The organism is Pseudomonas mosselii, assembly GCF_019823065.1.
Classification (GTDB): Bacteria; Pseudomonadota; Gammaproteobacteria; order Pseudomonadales; family Pseudomonadaceae; genus Aquipseudomonas; species Aquipseudomonas mosselii.
The window spans coordinates 846,391-860,979 of the sequence record NZ_CP081966.1 but is presented as its reverse complement, the minus strand read 5'-3'; the positions used below and the strand labels follow the sequence as shown (position 1 = coordinate 860,979).

General features: G+C 65.0%; 15 protein-coding genes and 2 pseudogenes. 11 read left to right on the top strand and 6 right to left on the bottom strand.

Features of this window, described 5'->3' with window-relative positions:
- Nucleotides 1–89: 89 nt before the first annotated feature.
- Nucleotides 90–971: pseudogene (locus K5H97_RS29950) on the top strand (methyl-accepting chemotaxis protein); the annotation flags it as partial.
- 39 nt (nt 972–1,010) lie between these two features.
- Nucleotides 1,011–1,874: a methyl-accepting chemotaxis protein gene (locus K5H97_RS29945; protein WP_371877790.1), complete on the top strand. Its 864-nt coding sequence runs from the start codon at nt 1,011–1,013 to the stop codon at nt 1,872–1,874.
- Nucleotides 1,875–1,953: 79 nt separating this feature from the next.
- Here the strand turns inward: K5H97_RS29945 and ggt are convergent, their stop codons facing one another.
- The 3 genes from ggt to K5H97_RS03850 all read right to left on the bottom strand — a co-directional run bounded on the left by ggt (nt 1,954) and on the right by K5H97_RS03850 (nt 5,309).
- Nucleotides 1,954–3,621, bottom strand: a complete 1,668-nt coding sequence (gene ggt / locus K5H97_RS03860; RefSeq protein WP_028691324.1) for a gamma-glutamyltransferase — start codon at nt 3,619–3,621, stop codon at nt 1,954–1,956.
- A 118-nt stretch (nt 3,622–3,739) separates the two neighbouring features.
- The gene (locus tag K5H97_RS03855; protein WP_028691323.1) at nt 3,740–4,636 is read right to left on the bottom strand and encodes a LysR family transcriptional regulator; all 897 of its coding nucleotides are present in this window, start codon (nt 4,634–4,636) and stop codon (nt 3,740–3,742) included.
- Between the two features lie 82 nt (nt 4,637–4,718).
- The gene (locus tag K5H97_RS03850) at nt 4,719–5,309 is read right to left on the bottom strand and encodes an NAD(P)H-dependent oxidoreductase (protein WP_028691322.1); all 591 of its coding nucleotides are present in this window, start codon (nt 5,307–5,309) and stop codon (nt 4,719–4,721) included.
- 160 nt (nt 5,310–5,469) lie between these two features.
- Between K5H97_RS03850 and K5H97_RS03845 the strand changes: the two genes are divergently transcribed.
- The gene (locus tag K5H97_RS03845) at nt 5,470–5,784 is read left to right on the top strand and encodes a putative quinol monooxygenase (protein ID WP_028691321.1); all 315 of its coding nucleotides are present in this window, start codon (nt 5,470–5,472) and stop codon (nt 5,782–5,784) included.
- Here K5H97_RS03845 and K5H97_RS03840 read toward each other — a convergent pair.
- Both K5H97_RS03840 and K5H97_RS03835 read right to left on the bottom strand, forming a co-directional pair.
- Nucleotides 5,774–5,863: pseudogene (locus tag K5H97_RS03840) on the bottom strand (sulfite exporter TauE/SafE family protein); the annotation flags it as partial. The gene K5H97_RS03845 and the pseudogene K5H97_RS03840 sit on opposite strands and share 11 nt — an antisense overlap.
- A gap of 101 nt (nt 5,864–5,964) precedes the next feature.
- The gene (locus K5H97_RS03835) at nt 5,965–6,372 is read right to left on the bottom strand and encodes a type II toxin-antitoxin system HicB family antitoxin (RefSeq protein WP_028691320.1); all 408 of its coding nucleotides are present in this window, start codon (nt 6,370–6,372) and stop codon (nt 5,965–5,967) included.
- A 557-nt stretch (nt 6,373–6,929) separates the two neighbouring features.
- Between K5H97_RS03835 and K5H97_RS03830 the strand changes: the two genes are divergently transcribed.
- The 8 genes from K5H97_RS03830 (at nt 6,930) to K5H97_RS03795 (ending at nt 13,582) form a co-directional block, all read left to right on the top strand.
- A complete protein-coding gene (locus K5H97_RS03830; protein WP_028691319.1) occupies nt 6,930–7,535 on the top strand; it encodes a CDP-alcohol phosphatidyltransferase family protein in 606 nt (201 codons plus the stop codon).
- Nucleotides 7,536–7,565: 30 nt separating this feature from the next.
- Entirely contained in the window at nt 7,566–9,320 is a 1,755-nt protein-coding gene (locus tag K5H97_RS03825; protein WP_028691318.1) for a bifunctional alpha/beta hydrolase/class I SAM-dependent methyltransferase, read from the top strand.
- A complete protein-coding gene (locus K5H97_RS03820) occupies nt 9,320–10,639 on the top strand; it encodes a phosphatase PAP2/dual specificity phosphatase family protein (RefSeq protein ID WP_028691317.1) in 1,320 nt (439 codons plus the stop codon). Before K5H97_RS03825 ends, K5H97_RS03820 begins: the two co-directional genes overlap by 1 nt.
- The gene (locus K5H97_RS03815; protein WP_028691316.1) at nt 10,636–11,055 is read left to right on the top strand and encodes a hypothetical protein; all 420 of its coding nucleotides are present in this window, start codon (nt 10,636–10,638) and stop codon (nt 11,053–11,055) included. The genes K5H97_RS03820 and K5H97_RS03815 overlap by 4 nt, the downstream gene beginning before the upstream one ends.
- 10 nt (nt 11,056–11,065) lie before the next feature.
- On the top strand, nt 11,066–11,689 hold the full coding sequence (locus K5H97_RS03810) for a lysophospholipid acyltransferase family protein (RefSeq protein WP_028691315.1): 624 nt from the start codon (nt 11,066–11,068) through the stop codon (nt 11,687–11,689).
- Between the two features lies 1 nt (nt 11,690).
- Nucleotides 11,691–12,623, top strand: a complete 933-nt coding sequence (locus tag K5H97_RS03805) for a phosphatidate cytidylyltransferase (protein WP_023631694.1) — start codon at nt 11,691–11,693, stop codon at nt 12,621–12,623.
- 4 nt (nt 12,624–12,627) lie between these two features.
- The gene (locus tag K5H97_RS03800) at nt 12,628–13,140 is read left to right on the top strand and encodes an HIT family protein (protein ID WP_028691314.1); all 513 of its coding nucleotides are present in this window, start codon (nt 12,628–12,630) and stop codon (nt 13,138–13,140) included.
- Between the two features lie 97 nt (nt 13,141–13,237).
- Entirely contained in the window at nt 13,238–13,582 is a 345-nt protein-coding gene (locus tag K5H97_RS03795) for a cupin domain-containing protein (RefSeq protein ID WP_023631693.1), read from the top strand.
- A 116-nt stretch (nt 13,583–13,698) separates the two neighbouring features.
- On the opposite strand, the gene mmsB is transcribed toward K5H97_RS03795, so the two are convergent.
- Complete coding sequence (gene mmsB / locus K5H97_RS03790; RefSeq protein ID WP_028691313.1) at nt 13,699–14,589, bottom strand: 3-hydroxyisobutyrate dehydrogenase; 891 nt, start codon at nt 14,587–14,589, stop codon at nt 13,699–13,701.

Genomic DNA, 14,589 nt, shown 5'->3' with positions numbered 1-14,589 from the left:
TGGGCTTCGGCCTGGTCCTGGTCCTGACCGGCCTGCTGGCCCTGACCGGCTGGAACAGCCTGGGCAGCCTTATCGACCGCAGCAACTGGATGAGCGACATCACCCAGCTCAACAGTGACCTGACCAACCTGCGCGTGGCCCGCCTGCAGTGGATGCTGACCAACGGCGACGATGCCTCGGCGGCCAACGTCCAAGCCAAGCTCGATGCCTTCGGCAGCCAGCAGCAGCACCTGGTCAACACCTTCAAGAGCCCCGAGAACCTCAAACTGCTGCGCGAGCAGGGCCAGAGCATCAGCGAATACCGGGTCTCGCTGGAGAAGATGCGCCAGGGCTACAAGACCACCCTCGCCGCCCGCGAATCGATGAACCAGACCGCGTCCCGCGCCAATGACGCCATCGAGGCGATCAGCGCCGCCGTGCTGTCCAGCGCCGAGAGCGATGCCAGCCGCCTGGCCCAATACCTGCTGATCAGCAAGGCCAAGCAACAGCTGGTGCAGGTGCGCCTTGACGTACGCAGCTACATCGCCGACCTGACCAGCGAAGCCGAGCAGGCCGCCCTGCGCCAGCTGGAAAACGCGCTGAATGAAATCGACAGCCTCAAGCGCCAGCTGCCGGGCGAAGCCTCACGCATCCAGCAATTCGAAAACGCCGTGCTGGCCTACCGCGACGCCGTGCGCCAGTTCCGCGACGCCACCGCAGCCATCGGTGTGGCCCGTGCCGAAATGACCGTGCAGGGCGCCGACATCGTCAAACGCAGCGACGAACTGTACAAGATCCAGATCGAGCGCCGTGACGCCGAAAGCGTCCAGGCCCGCACCCTGCAGACTACTGCCACCCTCCTGGCGCTGCTGGTCGGCGTACTCGCCGCATTCCTCATCACCCGTCAGATCACCCGCCCGCTGCGCGAGACCATGGACGTGGTCAACCGCATCGCCAGCGGCGACCTCACCCAGGAACTGCGTGTCACCCGTCGTGACGAGCTGGGCGCCCTGCAGCAGGGCATCGCTCGCATGGGCACCACCCTGCGCGACCTGATCACCGGCATCCGCGACGGCGTTACCCAGATCGCCAGCGCCGCCGAGGAACTGTCGGCGGTGACCGAGCAGACCAGCGCCGGCGCCAACAGCCAGAAGGTCGAGACCGACCAGGTGGCCACCGCCATGCACGAGATGGCCGCCACTGTCCAGGAAGTCGCGCGCAACGCCGAGCAGGCCTCGCACGCGGCGACCAACGCCGATGACGAAGCCCGGGTCGGCGACAAGGTGGTCGGTGAGGCCATCAGCCAGATCGAACGCCTGGCCCACGAAGTGCACCGCTCCACCGAGGCGATGACCCTTTTGCAGCAGGAAAGCCAGAAGATTGGCAGCGTCATGGACGTGATCAAGTCGGTGGCCGAGCAGACCAACCTGCTGGCGCTCAACGCCGCCATCGAGGCGGCCCGTGCCGGCGAGGCCGGTCGTGGCTTTGCCGTGGTGGCCGACGAGGTCCGTGGCCTGGCCCAGCGCACCCAGCAGTCCACCGAAGAGATCGAAGGCCTGATCGCCAGCCTGCAGCACGGCACCCAACAGGTCGCCGAAGTGATGAACGGCAGCCGCAGCCTGACCGACAGCAGCGTCGAGCTGGCGCGCAAGGCCGGTGGTTCGCTGGAGAGCATCACCCGCACGGTGTCGAACATCCAGTCGATGAACCAGCAGATCGCCGCCGCCGCCGAGCAGCAGAGCGCCGTGGCCGAAGAGATCAGCCGCAGCATCCTCAACGTGCGCGACGTGTCGGAGCAGACCGCCGCGGCCAGCGACGAGACCGCCGCCTCCAGCGTCGAGCTGGCGCGCCTGGGTGGTCACCTGCAGACACTGGTCAGCCAGTTCCGCGTCTGACCCTGTAACGCATCGCGGGGCAAGCCCGCTCCCACGACCGGTGGGAGCGGGCTTGCCCCGCGATCATTTCACCCCAGCCTTATTTGACGATCATCCCCACCCCACGCCCACGCGGATCGGAAGCGGTCTCCAGCTTCTCCCCGGTGACCCGGATCGCCTGGATATCGCCCATCTCCCAGCCCTGGTCCTCCAGCACGTAGCCCATCTTCTTCAAGTCGTCGGCCACTGCCCCCTTGAGCGGCGCGTAGCTGTCGAAGTAGATCGTATCCTTGGGCAGCAACTGGTGATGCACGCGCTGCGCCGCCACCGCCTTCTCCAGCGGCATGCCGTAGTCATACAGGTTGTTCATCACCTGGAAGATCGAGGTGAAGATCCGCGAACCGCCCGGCGTGCCCAGTACCAGGGCCACCTTGCCATCGCGGGTCACCAGGCTAGGACTCATCGACGAGAGCATGCGCTTGCCCGGCGCGATGGCGTTGGCGTCGCCGCCGACCACGCCAAAGGCATTGGCCGCCCCCGGCTTGGCACTGAAATCGTCCATCTCGTCGTTGAGCAGGAAGCCCGCGCCCTTGACCACCACGCCACTGCCATAGTCGAGGTTGAGGGTGTAGGTGTTGCTCACCGCGTTGCCCTGCTTGTCGACGATGGAGAAGTGCGTGGTCTGGTGCGGTTCCAGCCCCGGCTTGACCTTGTCGGTCTCGGAGATCGCGTTCGGGTTGACCTGGGCGGCGCGCTTGGCCAGGTAGTCCTTGGCCACCAGTTGGTCGACCGGGACCTTGGTGAAGGCCGGATCACCGAGATAGTCGGCGCGGTCGGCGAACACGCGTTTCTCGATCTCGGCCAGCAGGTGGATGTACTTGGCCGAGTTGTGCTCGACGCCCTTGAAGTCGGCCGCGCGGTCTTCCTTGATGCCCAGCAGCTGGGCCAGGGCGACACCACCGGAGCTTGGCGGCGGCGCGGTGTAGACCACATTGCCGCGCCAGTTGATGGCGATCGGGTCACGCCACACGGCCTTGTAGTCCTTGAGGTCGTCCTTGGTGATCAGGCCCTTGTCGGCCTGCATCTGCGCCACCAGCAGGTCGGCGGTCTTGCCCTGGTAGAACTCGCTCACGCCCTGGTCGGCGATGCGCTCCAGGGTGTGCGCCAGCTCCGGCTGCTTGAACAGCTCGCCGACCTTCATGTGGCCGAAGTAGTCGTTGAAGTTGGTGGCGGTCTTGAACAGGCCCTGGGCGTCGTCGCGGTACTGGTACTGCTTCTGGGCGATCTTGAAGCCGTTCTGCGCGTAGCCGATGGCCGGCGTCAGCAGCTCGCTCCACTTGAGCTTGCCGAACTTCTGGTGCGCCTCCCACAGCCCCATCACTGTGCCCGGCACACCGGCGGCGCGTACGCCGACCAGGCTGAGGTTCTCGATCACCTCGCCCTTGTCGTCCAGGTACATGGTCTTGGTCGCGGCCTTGGGCGCCACCTCGCGGTAGTCGAGGAAGTAGGGCTTGCCGTCGACGAACAAGGTCATGAAACCACCGCCGCCGATATTGCCGGCCTCGGGGTAGGTCACGGCCAGGGTGAAGGCGGTGGCGACGGCAGCATCCACCGCGTTGCCGCCTTTCTTGAGGATATCGGCGGCCACCTGTGCGCCATATTGATCAGGGGCGGCCACCGCGCCGCCTTCCAGCGTCACGGCAAAGGCGGAGGAGCAGCTCAGGATCGCGGCCCCGAGGGCCAGTGGCTGGAACATGACGATACGCATGCGCACTTCCTTGGTGTTGTTTTTGTTGATCAGTCATTAAGGCCGAAGCCACCCGACTAAGCAAACACCATGGCAGGATTGCGCCGCCAATGGGCAGACACTGTCGCGTTCAGGCAACTCAGCAGGCGTAGGCGGCCAGCTTCTTCTGGATGAAATCGAGGAAACACTGGATCCGCAACGCCAACTGGGTGTTGCGGTAGTAGACCGCGTGGATCGGCTGGCGATAGCCGTTATTGTGCTCTGCGAGCAGCACCTGCAGGCGGCCGGCGCGGATGTCCTCGTGGGTCATGAAATGCGACAGGCTGACAATGCCTTCACCGGCGATGGCCAGCTGGCGCAGGGTTTCGCCACTGGAGGCAAGCAGTTGCGGGCGGATTGCCCAATGGTCGCCCTGGGCGTGGCGCAACGGCCAGCGGTTGAGCGATTCCAGGGTGCTGAAGCCGAGCAGGCAATGTTGGTCGAGATCCTCGACCTTGTGCGGCATGCCGTGCTGCGCCAGGTAATCGGGGCTGGCGAGGACCTGCACCGGGCTGCAGCCCAGCGAGCGGGCATGCAGGCTGGAATCGGACAGCTCGCCGATGCGGATGGCCACGTCGGTGCTCTGCTCCAGCAGGTCGATAATCAGGTCGTCGGTATTCAACTCCAACTCGATACCAGGGTATTGCCGGCGGAACTCGCCGATCCACGGCAGGATCGCGTGCAGCATGAACGGCGCGGCGGCATTGATGCGCAGGCGCCCGGACGGGGTCTGGCGGTTCATCGACAGGCGCTCTTCCATGTCGTCCATCTGCTCGAGGATCAGCCGCGCGCGCTCTAGGAAGAAGCGCCCTTCCTCGGTCAGGTCCATGCGCCGGGTGGTGCGGTTGACCAACGTCGTGCCGAGCTTGCCCTCCAACCGCGACAGGGTGCGGCTGACGGCCGACGGCGTCTGGCCGATCTGCTCGGCGGCGGCGGAGATCGAGCCGCTGTCGATGACGGCGACGAAGACCTGGAGTTCTTCGGAGCGAGTTTTCACACGAATGACCTTGGCAGGGGTATGCCGTGATTGATAACCGCTGGGCGAAGCCTGTGCAAGCCGGCCCCACGATGGGGCGGACTCAATGGCCCTTGCCGAACACTTCATCCAGGTGCTGCTCGTACGCCGCCAGCGCCGCAGGCACATCCGGCCGCTTCATCACATCGACGGCGAGGAAGGTCGGCAGTCCGCTCATGCCGAGGAACTGGTTGGCCTTATGGAACGGGAAGTACACCGCATCCACGCCCTTGCCTTCGAAGAAGTCGCTCGGGTCATCGAACGCCTGCTGCGGCGCGTTCCAGGTCAACGACAGCATGTACTGCTTGCCCTGGACCAGGCCACCGCTGCCGTACTTCTGCGAGGCATCGGAGCGGGTGCGACCATCGTTGGCGTACAGGCTGCCATGGCCGGCGGTGAACACCTCGTCGATGTATTTTTTCACCGTCCACGGCGCGCCCATCCACCAACCGGGCATCTGGTAGATCACCACGTCGGCCCAGAGGAATTTTTCCACCTCGGCCTGGACGTCGTAGCCGCCGTCGATGAAGGTTTCCCGCACATCGAAGCCGGCACGGTCCAGGTGGGCCAGCGCGGCGTCGTGCAGGGTCTGGTTGAGGCGGCCTTCGGAGTGGGCGAAGCGTTTGCCACCGTTGAGCAGGAGGATCTTTTTCATGGGAGGGTCAGCCCTGTAAGTGAAGTTGCCGGCAGGTTAGGCACTCACCGGGCATGGAAACAGCTGTCCCAGGGCAAAATACATTTGTCTTAAAATCACGAATGACAAACATATTGTTGGTTTAAAATCTGATCACTCACTTCACTTACCGAGATCTCCCATGAGCGAGCAGTACGCCTTCATCCTCAAAGCCAAGACCCGCCCGGAACAGGCCGAAGCCTTCGAGCAACTGTTCCGTCCCTACGTCGAACCCAGCCGCCAGGAGCCGGGCTGCATCGAATACCATATGCTGCGCGACAAGGCAGACCCGAGCCTGTTCGTGTTCTTCGAGGTCTGGGCCAGCAAGGCGGCTCTGGACGTGCATTCGGCACTGCCGCACATGGCCGCATTCTTCGAAAAGCGCATGGATTACCTGGAGCGCGACTTTGATATCCAGATGATCGATATGCTCAGCGCCTCTTCCGCTAACCGCTGATCAACAGGTGCGTGCCCAGTAGCGCCAGGCCGATGAAGAAGCAGCGTTTGAACAGCGCTGCGCTGATCCGCTGGTGTTGGTAATGCCCCTGGTACATCCGCTGGACACCCATGATGAGGCAGGTTTCAACGCCAGTCAGGACCATGAGGATGTGTCTGAATATGATCGGGGCGCGCAGGCTCAGTACACCTCAGCCAGTTCGCGCAGCGCCGCCGAAGCCAGGAATGCGGAGCGTGAAGCGTAGCGATTGTCCTGCTTCACCCTGTCGTCGATTCGTTGCAACAGGTTCCTGGGCAACGTCGCACTGAAACGTACCGCCGTCCCCAGGTATGGCGTTGCGTCGAAGTCCACCAACGCCCAGAGGCCGCCTGCATACTCTGGGTTGTCCACATGCACATCCATTTCCTGCACCTGCGGCAGGGGCGCGCCATCGGCCACCAGCCCTTCATAATGCAGCGCCAGCGCCTCCTGAATGTTCTCCAGTGCCTGGGGGACCGTGGCGCCTGCGGAAAAACAGCCAGGTACATCGGGAATGGTGACGCCGTAATAGGTCTCACGGGACTTGTGCAGGACAACAAGCAGGTTCATCGGCTCTCTCGCTTTGTCGAGCTGCCCTGGTTGGGCATCTGCCGGGCAGCGTTTCCGGTCGGTGGACTGCGAAACTAGAACGTTCAGCCGCCCCCTCGCAATGTGCCAGGCGGCAGTGAAACAAGTTTCGGAAATGAACTACAGCCGAGTACCGAAACGCGCTGGGCGGCCCCTCGCAGGGCAAGCCCGCTCCTACAACGGTTGCGCCAAATCTGTAGGAGATCGCCCAGCCTTTCGGGCTGCGCAGCAGCCCCGGCAATTTCAAAGGCGGCTCAAAACCTGGGGCCGCTTTGCGGCCCTTTCGCGACGCAAGGCCGCTCCCACAGGGACCAGCTAAATCAATGAGTCAAGGCTAGTACCATGAGAGATTGTCCTGCCTATTGCACAACCCTGCCTTCGCGGGAAACAGTGTGGGAGCGGGCTTGCCCCGCGATCAATGCCGGCAAAGCCACCGCAATTACCTCGCCCTCCTCACAACTCCACTACGCGCCCCTTGCCGCCCCCCCGCCTGATTCCCCACAATCGCGTCCATGCCGCGCCACGACAGGGAATTCAACGTGCCATCGATCTATCAGCTCAAACCCCGCTTCCAGGCGTTCCTACGCCCTGCCGTCCAGCGCCTGTTCGACCGCGGCGTCACTGCCAACCAGGTGACGGTCACCGCTGCCGTCGTTTCCGTCCTGCTGGGCCTGTTGCTGGCCTGGCTGCCCCAGGTCACCTGGCTGTTCCTCCTGATCCCGGTGTGGATGCTGCTGCGCATGGCACTGAACGCAGTCGACGGCATGCTTGCCCGGGAGTTTGGCCAGCAGTCCAAACTCGGCGCCTACCTCAACGAACTGTGCGATGTGATCGCCGACACTGCTCTCTACCTGCCCTTCGCTCTGCTGCCAGGCGTTTCGCCGACACTGGTGGTGCTGGTGGTGGTGTTCGCGGTGATCAGCGAATACGCCGGCGTGATGGGCCCGCTGGCCGGCGCGTCGCGCCGCTACGACGGGCCGATGGGCAAGAGCGACCGGGCCTTCGCCTTCGGCGTGCTGGGTACCGGCGTGGCGTTCGGTCTGCTGGGCGCGGCCTGGATCAACGGCCTGCTGCTGGTCATCCTGCTGCTCTCGCTCTATACCCTCTACAACCGGGTTCGCCACGGCCTGGCCGAAACCCGCTGAGCCCCTCGCTGCCGGACAAGGATATTCGCCATGCGCCAAGCGCAATCACTGCACTTCTGCACCCATGACGGCGTCGAGCTGCACTATCGCCACTGGCCCGCCACGCGCAACGAACACCAACCGCGCCGGGCCGTGGTGATGTTCCATCGCGGCCACGAACACGGCGGGCGCATGGCCCACCTGGCCGATGAGCTGGACATGCCCGGCTACGACTTCTTCGCCTGGGACGCCCGTGGCCATGGCCAGTCGCCAGGGGCTCGCGGCGACAGCCCGGGCTTTGCCACCAGCGTGCGCGACGTGCAGACCTTCATCGAGCACATCCAGGCACAGCACGGCATCGCCGAGGCCGACATGGTGGTGCTGGCACAGAGCGTTGGCGCGGTACTGGTCGCCACCTGGGCCCACGATTATGCGCCAAAGGTACGTTGCCTGGTGCTTGCCTCGCCGGCCTTCAAGGTCAAGCTCTACGTACCCTTCGCCCGCCCCGGGCTGAAGCTGATGAAGGCCCTGCGCGGCAACTTCTTCGTCAACAGCTACGTCAAGCCGCGCCTGCTGACCCACGACCCGGAACGGGTCATGTCCTATGTCGCCGACCCGCTGATCAGCCGGCCCATCTCCGTCACCATGCTGCTGGGCCTGTACGACGCCGCCGACCGCGTGGTCGCCGATGCCCAGGCGATCCAGGTGCCGACGCAGCTGCTGATCTCCGGCGCCGACCTGGTGGTCAAGCGCAAGCCGCAAGAGCAGTTCTTCGACCGCCTGGGCAGTACGCGCAAGGAAAAACACATCCTCCCCGGCTTCTTCCACGACACCCTCGGCGAACGCGACCGCGCCCATGCCCTGGCGCGGATCGAGCGCTTCGTCACGCACTGTTTCGACGCACCTCAAGCGCAGCCCTCGCTGCTCGATGCCGACAAGAGCGGCGCCAGCTGCGCCGAGGCCGAGAGCCTGGCCGCGCCGTTGCCGCGCCATTCACCACGCGACCTCTACTGGCGTGCCACCCGCGCCGGCCTGCGCTTGGGCAAAGGCCTTTCCGAGGGGGTGAAGCTGGGCTTCGACACCGGTTTCGACTCGGGCTCGACCCTCGACTATGTCTACCGCAACACCCCGACCGGCAAGGGCAGGCTGGGCGAGCTGATCGACCGCAACTACCTGGATGCCATCGGCTGGCGTGGCATCCGCCAGCGCAAGCTGAATGTCGAGGAACTGCTGCGCCTGGCCATCGCCCGCCTGCGCGAACAGCAGCGCCCGGTGCATATCGTCGATATCGCCGCCGGACATGGCCGCTACATCCTCGAGGCGCTGCAAGGCCTGCAACAACTGCCCGACTCGATCCTGCTGCGCGACTACAGCGAACTGAACGTGGAACAGGGCAATGCCTTGATAACCGAGAAGGGCCTGGGCGAGATCGCCCGCTTCGTCCAGGGCGATGCCTTCGACCGCCCGAGCCTGGCCGCTCTCACCCCGCAGCCGACACTGGCGGTGGTCTCAGGCCTCTACGAACTGTTCCCCAGTAACCAGCTGGTCGGCAACTCGCTGGCGGGACTCGCCGATGCGGTCGAGGACGGTGGCTACCTGGTCTACACCGGTCAGCCCTGGCACCCGCAGCTGGAGATGATCGCCCGTGCCCTGACCAGCCACCGTGGCGGCCAGGCCTGGGTGATGCGGCGGCGCAGCCAGGCGGAGATGGACCAGTTGGTGGAGGCGGCAGGGTTTCGCAAGATTACCCAGCGCATCGACGAGTGGGGCATTTTCAGCGTCAGCCTGGCACAGCGGGTGCGCTGATGGCCCGTGAAACCGGGCTGATCCGCCGTGGCATCCTGTGGCTGTTGCTGCTCGGACCGTTCTTCTTTCTCAGCTATGGCATGGCCAATACCTACACCGCTGGCCGCGAGGACATTGGCAGCCTGGTGTTCGCCTGGGAACGGCAGATGCCGCTGTGGCCCTGGACGATCATCCCGTACTGGTCGATCGACCTGCTGTACGGTTTGTCGTTCCTGCTGCCGCGCTCGCGTTCGGAGATGGACCGCCATGCCCTGGCGCTGCTGACGGCGCAACTGATCTGCGTGGCCAGTTTCCTGTTCTGGCCGCTGCGTTTCACCTTCGAGCGCCCCGAGCTGTCGGGGCTGTTCGGCTGGCTGTTCGATGTGCTGATGGGTTTCGACAAGCCCTACAACCAGGCACCGTCGTTGCACATAGCGTTGCTGGTGATCATCTGGACGATGTTTGCCCGACATACGCAGCATCCTGCCTGGCGCTGGGTGGTGCATGGCTGGATGGGGCTGATCGGCCTGTCGGTGCTGACCACCTGGCAGCATCATTTCATCGATGTGCCGACCGGTGCGCTGGCGGGGTTTGTGTGCCTGTGGCTGTGGCCGCATAGCGGCCCGTTGCCCTGGCGACAGGCACGTCTGGCGCAGGACCCGAAACGTTGGCGCCTGGCGCTGCGCTATGGCCTGGGGACGGCCGTGCTGACGCTGTTGGCGATGAAACTGGGTGGTGGCGGGTTGTGGTTACTGTGGCCGGCGCTGTCATTGCTGCTGGTGGCGCTGAACTATGCCCTGTTCGGCGCCGCAGGTTTCCAGAAAGGCGCCGATGGGCGGCTGTCCGTGGCCGCCACCTGGCTGCTGGCGCCCTATCTGCTGTGCGCCTGGGTCAATTCGCGGCTTTGGACCTGGCGCCATCCGCAGGCGGATGAGGTGGCCGATGGCGTGTATCTCGGCAGAGTGCCGGGGCGCACTGAAGCATCTGCGTTCGCGGCGATTGTCGACCTGAGCGCGGAACTGCCCTGCCCCGCGATGACGACGCTGGAAACGCCGCAGGACTACCAGAGCCTGCCGACCCTGGACCTGATTGCCCCAGACCGGGAAATCCTGCAAAAGGCCGCCAAGGCCATCGAACACCATCATCAACAAGGCCCGGTGCTGGTCTGCTGCGCCTTGGGCTACTCGCGCAGCGCCAGCGCCGTCGCCGCCTGGCTGCTGCTCAGCGGCCATTGTACCAGTGCCTCCCAGGCCGAAGCGCTGATTCGCCAGGCGCGCCCCGGTGTGGTCCTGCACCCGGCCCATCGCCTGGTATTGCATAACTTGGAGGCCCAGCCATGAGGCTGCTCCTCGTCGCCAGCCTGCTCGCCCGTGGCCGCCAGCTGGAGCGCCTGTCGGATGGCCTGACCCTGCTGGCCCTGGCCTGCACCCTGGCTCCTTTGCTGGGCCTACCATTGGCGCCGTTGCCGCACCTGCTCTGCGGCCTCTTGCTGCTGCTCGGCCTGGCCCACAAGTATTGGGCCCTGCGCGTCGCCCTGGACGCCGACCTGTTCGCCCGCATCGGCGCCAGCAGCGACCTGCCCGGCGACACCCAGGCCCTGGACCACGCCCTGTTCGACCTGCGCCTCAAGCCTGCAGCCAGCGACCCGCGCGACTGGCCGACCCGCAGCCGGGCCGCCCTGGCCCTGCTGCGCCGCCAGGCCCTGTGCCTGACCCTGCAGGTCGCATTAATGCTAATCCTCCCCTTCACCGGATAAGACCAATGCCATGCTCGCCAGCCTGACCGCCTTCGTCATCACCTCCGCCGCCCGCCTGATCACCGGCGCCCGCGCCTTGTGGCTGGGCTGCACGCCGCAGCCGGTACAGCGCCTGTACTTCGCCAACCACAGCAGCCATGGCGACTTCGTGCTGCTGTGGGCCGCGCTGCCCGAGCCGCTGCGCCGCCGCACCCGCCCCGTGGCGGGCGCCGACTACTGGTGCAAGCCGGGCATCCGCGACTTCCTGATCCGCCAGGTGTTCAACGGCGTGCTGATCGACCGCCAGCACGGCGCAAGCGAGGGCAACCCACTGCAACCGGTACTCGATGCTTTCGCCCAGGGCGATTCGCTGATTTTCTTCCCGGAGGGCACACGCAACCTGACCGACGACCCGTTGCTGGCATTCAAGAGCGGCCTGTTCCACCTGGCCTCGGCCAACCCGCAGGTCGAGCTGGTGCCGGTGTGGATCGCCAACCTCAACCGGGTCATGCCCAAGGGTCGCGCCCTGCCGCTGCCACTGCTGTGCACCCTGAGCTTCGGCGAGCCGCTGCACCTGCAGCCGGACGAGGGCAAGCACGCCTTTCTCGAGCGGGCCCGACAAGCCCTGCTGAACCTGGCCCCGAAGGAAGCCTGAGATGGATCACAACACCCTGTCGCTGTTCGCCGGCATCGGCGCCCTGCTGCTGCTCGCCAGCCTGGTTGGCCGCCTGCTCAAATGGCGCGCCGGCCCCGCGCCGCACGCAGTGATCGACAACCTCAACGCGCGCATCAACGCCTGGTGGGTGATGGTGCTGGTGATCGGCATCGCCTTCCTGTTCGGCAAGTACGGCGTGATCGTGCTGTTCTACGGCGTGTCGTTCTATGCCCTGCGCGAGTTCATGACCCTCACCCCGACCCGACGCAGCGACTACCCGGCGCTGGTGGCGGCTTTCTATGTGGCGCTGCCGGTGCAGTACCTGCTGATCGCCATGGACTGGTACGGGCTGTTCAGTATCTTCATCCCGGTGTACCTGTTCCTGTTGCTGCCGATCCTGGCCAGCTTCGGCGGCGACACCACGCGCTTCCTCGAGCGCGCCTCCAAGGTACAGTGGGGCCTGATGATCGCGGTGTACTGCGTGTCGTCGGTGCCGGCGTTGATGACCCTGGACATTCCCGGCTACGAGGGTCGCAACCTGCTGCTGATCGCCTGGCTGATCCTGGTGGTGCAGATCAGCGACGTGCTGCAGTACGTGTGCGGCAAGCTGTTCGGCAAGCGCAAGGTGGCGCCGAACCTGTCGCCGTCGAAGACCGTCGAAGGCCTGGCCGGCGGTGTGGCGCTGGCCACCCTGGTCGGCGCCCTGCTGTGCTGGATCACCCCGTTCACCTTCTGGCAGGCGGCGCTGATGGCCTTGACTGTCAATGCCATGGGCTTCTTCGGCGGGCTGGTGATGTCGGCGATCAAGCGCGACCGCGGCGTGAAGGACTGGGGCCATATGATCGAAGGCCACGGCGGTATGCTCGATCGCATGGACTCGGTGTGTTTCGCCGCGCCGGTGTTCTTCCACTTCGTGCGTTACTGGTGGGCGTGAGGCGATGGAGATTCCGGTCGAATACATCGTCCATGAAAGCGCGCACTGGGTCGTCAATCATCACCTGGCCTCGCACCTGCCCGGCTACCTGATGCTCGGTTCGCGGGCTGGCGTCGCCAGCCTCGCGGAGCTGCCAGGCGAAGCCCTGGCAGACATGGGCCTGCTGATGGGCAGGATGCAAGGTGCCATGGAGCAGGAGCTGGCGCCCAAATGGCTGTACATCGGGCGCTTCGGGCATGTACCAGGGCATCCCCTGCACTTTCACTTCATCCCGGTATACGACTGGGTCGAAGCGCTGTTCTGGCGCGATGAGCGCTACCGCTCGCTGCAGCAATTCGGCTCAATGGAACAGCCGCTGTCCAAGACCGACGGCGCGGAGCTGACCTTGTTCATCTGGCGGGAGTTCGGGGAAAGCCCGACACCACCAGCAGTACCCGGGCGGGGTGTACCCGAGGTGATCGCTGCCCTGCGTAGTCGGCTTCAGCCCACTGCTGCGCAAGATCCATACCCCGCATAGCGCGCACAGACAGTTGGGTGTCGACCCCAGGCAACTGCAGGCGTGGTGATGGCCCTAAGGTGGTGCGTCATCTCCCCCACATGCCTGGAGCCACGCCATGTCCGATTTCATCACCGTCCTGCGCGAAACCTGCCCGACCCCGGTGGTCGACGCAACCAAGTGGAAGCGCATCGGCGGCGACCCGCACACCGTCAACCTCAATGCCTACCTGTCAGCCGACGGCAGCAAGATCATGGGCACCTGGATCTGCACGCCGGGCAAGTTCGAGGTCAACTATGAAAAGTGGGAGTACTGCCATTTCCTCGATGGCTATTGCATCGTCACCCCGGAAGGCGAGGAGCCGAAACACCTCAAAGCAGGTGATGTGTTCGTGATCGAACCGGGGATGAAGGGGACCTGGGAAGTGGTCGAGACGGTGCGCAAGTACTTCGTCTTCGCCTGACCCGCTCCCACGCTCACACAGCTTGCAAAAAAAATCGCGAACCCGATGTCCCTTCCCCAAGGTGCGCAGTTACAAGGGGAAGGGCCACCCGGCCCGCGATCAAGTCCACTCGCTCGTCAATCCTTCTTGCGGTACCCCTCGACGATCGCCGAGAAATCCTTGCCGCCTTCGCCGCGCAGGCTCATGGCCTGGTACAGCTGCTGGGCCACGGCGCCGAGGATCACCGGCTGGTGCGCCTGGCGCGCGGCCTCGGTGGCCAGCCCCAGGTCCTTGAGCATCAGCTCGGCACCGAAGCCGCCGGTGTAGCCGCGCGAAGCCGGGGCGGTCTCGATGATGCCCGGCCATGGGTTGTAGGTATCCGAACTCCAGCAACGCCCGGTGGAGCTGTTGATGATGCCGGCCAACACCTTGGTGTCGATGCCCAGCGCATTGCCCAGGGCCATGGCCTCGGACACACCGATCATCGAGATGCCCAGCAGCAGGTTGTTGCAGATTTTGGCGATCTGGCCGGTACCGACCTCGCCGCAGTGCACGATATTGCGGCCCATCTGCTCCAGCACCGGCTTGAGCGTGGCGAACAGCTCTGCGCTGGCGCCGACCATGAAGGTCAGGGTGCCGGCCGCCGCGCCGCCGGTACCACCGGAAACCGGCGCATCGCCCATGTCGATACCCTTGGCCGCTGCAGCCTTGGAGACCTCACGGGCGGTCTGCGGGTCGATGGTGCTGCAGTCCACGGTCGGAGTGCCGGGGCGGATGCCAGCCAGCACGCCGGTTTCTTCATCCAGGTACACGCCGCGCACATGGGCGGCGGCCGGCAGCATGGTGATCACCAGCTCGCTGTTGGCGGCTGCGTCCTTGGGTGACGTGCTGACCTGGCCACCCAGCTCCGCGAGTTCGGCCAGCACGGTCTTGTTCAGGTCGAACAAGTTCAGTTGGTGCCCGGCCTTGATCAGGTTGCGGGCCATGGGCGCGCCCATGTTGCCCAGGCCGATGAAAGCGATACGCAT

Bases quoted from the DNA above. Each gene is read 5' to 3' on its own strand.
- K5H97_RS29945 (WP_371877790.1), top strand. From the start codon at position 1,011: ATGGGCACCACCCTGCGCGACCTGATCACCGGCATCCGCGACGGCGTT.
- ggt (WP_028691324.1), bottom strand. From the start codon at position 3,621: ATGCGTATCGTCATGTTCCAGCCACTGGCCCTCGGGGCCGCGATCCTG.
- K5H97_RS03850 (WP_028691322.1), bottom strand. From the start codon at position 5,309: ATGAAAAAGATCCTCCTGCTCAACGGTGGCAAACGCTTCGCCCACTCC.
- K5H97_RS03845 (WP_028691321.1), top strand. From the start codon at position 5,470: ATGAGCGAGCAGTACGCCTTCATCCTCAAAGCCAAGACCCGCCCGGAA.
- K5H97_RS03835 (WP_028691320.1), bottom strand. From the start codon at position 6,372: ATGAACCTGCTTGTTGTCCTGCACAAGTCCCGTGAGACCTATTACGGC.
- K5H97_RS03825 (WP_028691318.1), top strand. From the start codon at position 7,566: ATGCGCCAAGCGCAATCACTGCACTTCTGCACCCATGACGGCGTCGAG.
- K5H97_RS03820 (WP_028691317.1), top strand. From the start codon at position 9,320: ATGGCCCGTGAAACCGGGCTGATCCGCCGTGGCATCCTGTGGCTGTTG.
- K5H97_RS03815 (WP_028691316.1), top strand. From the start codon at position 10,636: ATGAGGCTGCTCCTCGTCGCCAGCCTGCTCGCCCGTGGCCGCCAGCTG.
- K5H97_RS03810 (WP_028691315.1), top strand. From the start codon at position 11,066: ATGCTCGCCAGCCTGACCGCCTTCGTCATCACCTCCGCCGCCCGCCTG.
- K5H97_RS03805 (WP_023631694.1), top strand. From the start codon at position 11,691: ATGGATCACAACACCCTGTCGCTGTTCGCCGGCATCGGCGCCCTGCTG.
- K5H97_RS03800 (WP_028691314.1), top strand. From the start codon at position 12,628: ATGGAGATTCCGGTCGAATACATCGTCCATGAAAGCGCGCACTGGGTC.
- K5H97_RS03795 (WP_023631693.1), top strand. From the start codon at position 13,238: ATGTCCGATTTCATCACCGTCCTGCGCGAAACCTGCCCGACCCCGGTG.
- mmsB (WP_028691313.1), bottom strand. From the start codon at position 14,589: ATGCGTATCGCTTTCATCGGCCTGGGCAACATGGGCGCGCCCATGGCC.